Here is a 5,374-nt window from a genome sequence, read left to right as displayed (position 1 = left end):
CGAATGTAGAGCGGGGAGGGTCGGGGGTGGGGGTATCGCCACGCGACCGGATCTCGGCGATCGACCGGCCCCCACCCCGGGGCCGCGCCTGCGGCGCGTCTGTCCGCGCCCTCCCCGCTCTACATTCGCTTAGCTCACGTGGGGGGAGGGAGGCCCCCGCTAGCCAAAGCGGCGGTGTCCGCCATATCGCGGAGGTGAACAAGCGGATCGGCATGGCGGTGGACGACGCGCCAGGCACCTCCTTCGCGGCGATAGACCTGGGTGACCCGCAGCGTCCAGTCCCGGTCGGCGACGCCGCCGATCTCGCCGCGCTGCCGCTCGATCGTCACCAGCACCACCAGATCGCCCGACGCATAGGACGCGATCACGTCCAACTCCGACACGCCTGACCGGAAACTGCGCGCAACGGCTGGTGCCCGCGCGTTCCAAGCGTCGAATCCGCGGGTCGGCGCGCCGCCGAATGGCCCCATGATCGTGAAATCCTCAGCGTGGCTATTGAGCTCGGCATAGCCCCTGGCGTCGCCGTTCATCCACGCGGCATTGGCGGCGGCGGTGCACCGGACGAGCTCGGTCATTTCGTCCTCGGTCATCCGGCCGCCGTGACCATGCTCTCGGTGGCGACGATCGTCCCGCCGCCCAGCACGCGATCACCCGCGTAGAATACCGCCGCCTGGCCCGGCGACACGCCGTATTCGGGCTGCTCGAACCGGAGCACCCCGTCCGTCAGCCGGGCCGGCACCGGCAGCGCCATCGAGCGGACCTTGACGCTGATCTCGCCCGCCGGCTCGCCGTCGCCGAGCCAGTTGAGGGCGGCCAGCGTCACGCCCGCCACCGCCAGCGCGGCGCGCGGGCCGACGACCAGGCGGCACGCTTCGGGCTCCAGCCTGACGGCGTAAAGCGGCTCGGCGGTGCCGCCCAGCCCGATACCCTTGCGCTGACCGACGGTAAAGTTAATCAGCCCGGCGTGACTACCCAGCACGCGGCCGTCGAGGTCGACGATCTCGCCCGGCTGCACCGCCTCGGGGCGCAACGCGGCGACGACGCTGGCATAGTCCCCGCCGGGAACGAAGCAGATGTCCTGGCTGTCCGGCTTGGCCGCCACCGCCAGCCCCAGCCGCGCCGCGTGCGCGCGCACCGCCGCCTTCGACAACCCGCCGAGCGGAAACCGCAGATAGTCGAGCTGCGCGCGCGTCGTAGCATAAAGAAAGTAGCTCTGGTCCTTGGCCGGATCGATGCCGCGCCACAGCTGCGGGCCGTCACTGCGGCGGACATAATGGCCAGTGGCCAGGCAATCCGCGCCCATGTCCTGCGCGACCGCGAGCAGGTCGCGGAACTTCACCGTGCGGTTGCAGGTCACGCACGGCACCGGCGTCTGCCCCCGCGCATAGCTGTCGGCGAACTCGTCGATGACCGCGTCGCGGAAGGCGCTGGCATAGTCCAGCACATAATGCGCGATGCCGAGCCGGGCGGCGACGGCGCGCGCGTCGCGGATATCCGCGCCGGCGCAGCAGGCTCCCGGCCGCGCCACCTCGCCGCCTTCGTACAGCTGCAGCGTCACGCCGATGGTCTCGCACCCGGCCTCGGCGCACAGCGCGGCGACGACCGAGCTGTCGACGCCGCCTGACATGGCGACGACGACACGGGTGCCCGCGGGGGGCAGGATCGGCAGGGCCTCCATGCCCGTGCACTTGGCCCCGCCGCCGGCATGGTCAACCCCCCTTAACCTCACGGGCACCGGCAAGCCCGGCAAGCTCTTGCCGTTCCTGCAAGCGTAATGTTGCGTCGAGGGAGTGGTGCATGAACGGGGAGCCGACCGTAGCCGGGCCGCTGGGGCCGCTGACGCTGGCGGACCTGCCGCCCGCCGACACCAGGCGGTGGGTGGTGCGGCGCAAGGCGGAAGTGCTGGCAGCGATCCGCGGCGGCCTGATCGAGCGCGCGGAGGCGCGGCGGCGCTGGCAACTCAGCGACGAGGAGCTGGCGTTGTGGGAGCGCGCGCACGACTGCGCCGGTGTGCCCGGGCTGCGCGTCACGCGCGTACAGATTTACAAACCTGTTTTCGCAGCCGTAACGACATAGGCGGAAATACCACTATCGAAAGGCTTTATGTTGTTAACCCTTGTCACCGCTCCCGGCATCGCGTTAACAATGGGTACGGAGTTAGACCCGTCGGCGTTGGAGGGACGCTGCCATTCGTCCCATTTGCCGGGGGTAGTGATGCGTATTCTGATCGTCGAGGACGACCGCCTGATGGCGCGGTCGATTGAGTTGATGCTTGGGGGAGCGGGACTAGAACACGAAACCGCCTTTACCGGCGAGGACGGCATCGAACTGGCCCGTGTTTACGACTATGATGCGATCCTGCTCGACCTCACCTTGCCCGACCTGCACGGCTATGAGGTGCTGCGCCGGTTGCGGGTGGCGCGGATCGCAACGCCGGTGATCATCCTGACCGGCAACGGCGAGACCGAGGCCAAGGTGTCGGGCTTCGGCCTGGGTGCCGACGATTATGTCACCAAGCCGTTCCAGCGCGCCGAACTGCTCGCCCGGGTTCATGCGCTGGTCCGCCGCTCAAAGGGCCATGCCCGCTCGGTCGTGGTCACCGGGCCGATGGCGGTCGATCTCGCGGCGCGCACCGTCGAGGTCAATGGCCGCCGCGTCCACCTGACCGGTAAGGAGTATGCGATCCTGGAGATGCTGTCGCTGCGCAAGGGCATGACCCTGACCAAGGAAATGTTCCTGACCCACCTCTACGGTGGCCGCGACGAGCCGGAACTGAAGATCATCGACGTGTTCATCTGCAAGCTGCGCAAGAAACTGTCGCAGGCCGGCACGGCCGCCAGCGGCTGCATCGAGACGGTGTGGGGCCGCGGCTATGCGCTACGCGATCCCGAGCCGGCGATCGACGAGGCACGGGTCGCCTGAACCCCGGCGGGGATGGGTTTAGAGCCCCTCCCCGCCGACCCAGTGCGCCTGCGCCAGCCGCCGCGCCACCGTCCATACCTGGGTGCGGATGTCGGGCACCGCGACGATCTCCCAGAACGCGCCGCGCGTCATCGGGCCCAGCGCGAACAGGCGCGGGTGCGGCCGCCCGTCGGCATCGATCAAGCGGGACTGCGCATCGACATCGAGACCCAGCCGGTTGGCGTCGGCGCGGGCATGGCCTCCGGCGATCAGGCCGCGCAGCAGCGGCTCGGTCGAGCGCGCCAGGTCGCCCTGCGGACCGGTGCAGTTGACGATGCGTCGCGCCGTCAGCGTGACGGCCTCGTCCGCATGGCGGGGGCGCCAATCCACCGCGACGTGATCCCCGCGATTGTCGAAGCGGCCCGGCTTGCCGGCGACAATCTCGAGCTGCCCCGATGCTTGCATCTCGGCGATCTTCGCAGCGACCGCGGGCGCGAGGCGGTGTCGGTGGACGTCCCACCACGGCCGCAGGTGACGCATGAAGCGCGCGCGCTCCTCGACGGCCGCCGACAGCCACAGGCTTTGGGTGAACGGCCGCAGCTCGTCGACCGCAGCCCGCCAGCCGATCGCACGCGACCGCTGACGTAGTTCGCGCAGCAGTGCGGAGGCCTGCGACGTCGGCTTCTCGTTGCGGTCGCCGACCGGTCCCGGCGGCACGTGCGGACGCGGCAGCAATCCACGCCGGCTCATCGCGACGATGCGCCCGCCGAAGCCCGCGGCATCCAGCGACAGCGCGACATCGACCATCGTCAGCCCGGTGCCGATCAGCAGCACCGTGTCGGCGGCGGTCAGCCCCTCGACGACGGCGGGATTCCATGGGTCGTGCGCGTACAGGTCGGGCGGGAAGGCGACCGGGTCCAGCCCCGGCGGCGCGTGCGGCGGCAGGTTGCCGACCGCGACGACCAGGGCATCGTAGGTCTCCGCCGGACGCCCGGCGAAGTGCAACGTGACCGCATCGTCGGTGACGGTCGCTTCGCGCACGTCGTCGTTGACCAGGTGCAGGCGCTCGCCGGCGCGCGCGCTCGATCGGTCGAGCAGCTCGCCCAGGTACTCGCCGTAAACCTTGCGCTGCGCGAAGTCGCCGCCGCCGCCCAGCCCCCGCGCGGTGCACCATTCGGCGAAGTGCTGGGGCCGGTCGCTGAGCGCGCTCATGTTGCCGGCGCGGACGTTGAGGAGGTGCGACGGATGCGGCGCGGTGTACGCGGTGCCACGCCCGAACACCGGTCGCCGCTCGATCAGCGTCGCCTGCGGCCCGGCATGGCGCAGGATGTTGATCGCGAGCAGGCTACCGGAAAACCCTGCGCCGACGATGGCGACGGATTTGTAGATCATCGCAGGCCCGTGCGGCGGTGCCGGGCCCCCACCCTAGCCCTCCCCGCTCTCTGACGCTGCGCGTCAGGGGGGGAGGAGACCCGCGTGCGGATCCCCTCCCCCCCCGGCGAAGCCGGAGAGCGAGGGTTAGGGTGGGGGCCGGTCACAGGCTCAACGGCCCATGCGCCAGCCGCGGCAGCACGTGCCGCGCGAACAGGTCCGCCTCGGCCGCATGCGGGTAGCCGGACAGGATGAACGCCTCGATGCCCAGCGCCTGATAGGCCTGCAGTTTGGCCAACACCTGGTCCGGGTCGCCGACGATCGCCGCGCCGGCGCCGGACCGCGCGCGACCGATGCCGGTCCACAGGTGACGCTCGGCATAGCCCTCCCCGTCGGCCCCGTGGCGCAGCGCCTCCTGTCGCGCCGTGCCGACCGCGGTCGCGTGCAGGCCGAGCGACTTGATGCGCTCGCCTTCGGCATCGTCCAGCCGCGATACCAGCCGGGCGGCGGCGGCGCGCGCCGCATCTTCGGTGTCGCGAACGATGACATGGGCGCGGTAGCCAAAGCGCAGGGTGCGGCCGTGGGCGGCAGCGCGCGCCCGCATGTCGGCGATGATCGCGGCGACCTCGGTCTCGACATCGGGCCACATCAGATAGACGTCGGCACCGGCGGCGGCGCACTCGCGCGCGTCCTCGCTCAGCCCACCGAAATAAAACGGCGGCGCGCGTCCCGCCAGCGGGCGTACATCGGGCGGCCCCAGCTTGAGCTGATAATGTTCGCCCTGGTGGTCGATGCCCTCGCCAGCCAGCAGCGCGCGCAGGATCGCGATCGCCTCCGTAGTGCGGCCATAGCGCGGTGCCGACGGCATCGACTGCCCGGGCAGGTCAGACGAGATGATGTTGATGGTCAGCCGCCCGCCCGCGATCCGGTCGATAGTCGCGATCTGGCGGGCCAGTTGCGGCGGCCACATCTCGCCCACCCTGACCGCCATCAGCAGGCGGATCCGGCTGGTTACGGCGGCGATCGCCGCGCCGAACGCCGTCGTCTCGATCCCAGCTGTATAGCCCGACGGCAGCAGCACGTTGTCGAAGCCCAGCGTCTC

General features: G+C 70.5%; 6 protein-coding genes. 2 read left to right on the top strand and 4 right to left on the bottom strand.

Features of this window, described 5'->3' with window-relative positions; all coding sequences use genetic code 11:
- Positions 1 to 134 precede the first annotated feature (134 nt).
- Positions 135 to 575 carry a YybH family protein gene (locus tag ACP2AD_RS16465; protein ID WP_425231204.1) on the bottom strand — a complete coding sequence of 147 codons (441 nt, stop codon included), beginning with the start codon at positions 573 to 575 and terminating at the stop codon, positions 135 to 137.
- An 11-nt stretch (positions 576 to 586) separates the two neighbouring features.
- Entirely contained in the window at positions 587 to 1,678 is a 1,092-nt protein-coding gene (gene mnmA, locus ACP2AD_RS16460) for a tRNA 2-thiouridine(34) synthase MnmA (RefSeq protein WP_425231203.1), read from the bottom strand.
- A gap of 119 nt (positions 1,679 to 1,797) precedes the next feature.
- On the opposite strand from mnmA, the gene ACP2AD_RS16455 reads away from it, so the two are divergent.
- Both ACP2AD_RS16455 and ctrA read left to right on the top strand, forming a co-directional pair.
- Positions 1,798 to 2,076 (top strand): DUF1153 domain-containing protein, encoded by a 279-nt coding sequence (locus ACP2AD_RS16455; protein ID WP_425231202.1) that lies wholly within the window; start codon positions 1,798 to 1,800, stop codon positions 2,074 to 2,076.
- A 138-nt stretch (positions 2,077 to 2,214) separates the two neighbouring features.
- A complete protein-coding gene (gene ctrA / locus ACP2AD_RS16450) occupies positions 2,215 to 2,922 on the top strand; it encodes a response regulator transcription factor CtrA (RefSeq protein WP_425231201.1) in 708 nt (235 codons plus the stop codon).
- Positions 2,923 to 2,940: 18 nt separating this feature from the next.
- On the opposite strand, the gene ACP2AD_RS16445 is transcribed toward ctrA, so the two are convergent.
- Positions 2,941 to 4,293, bottom strand: coding sequence for an FAD/NAD(P)-binding protein (locus ACP2AD_RS16445; RefSeq protein ID WP_425231200.1), 1,353 nt, complete (start codon positions 4,291 to 4,293; stop codon positions 2,941 to 2,943).
- Between the two features lie 142 nt (positions 4,294 to 4,435).
- Positions 4,436 to 5,374 (bottom strand): LLM class flavin-dependent oxidoreductase (locus tag ACP2AD_RS16440; RefSeq protein ID WP_425231199.1); only part of this gene is annotated, 939 nt, incomplete at its 5' end.

Source organism: Sphingomonas sp. (genome assembly GCF_965248875.1).
Classification (GTDB): Bacteria; Pseudomonadota; Alphaproteobacteria; order Sphingomonadales; family Sphingomonadaceae; genus Sphingomonas.
Note: the sequence above shows the minus strand (reverse complement) of the source record. Positions and strands in the feature narration are given on the sequence as shown.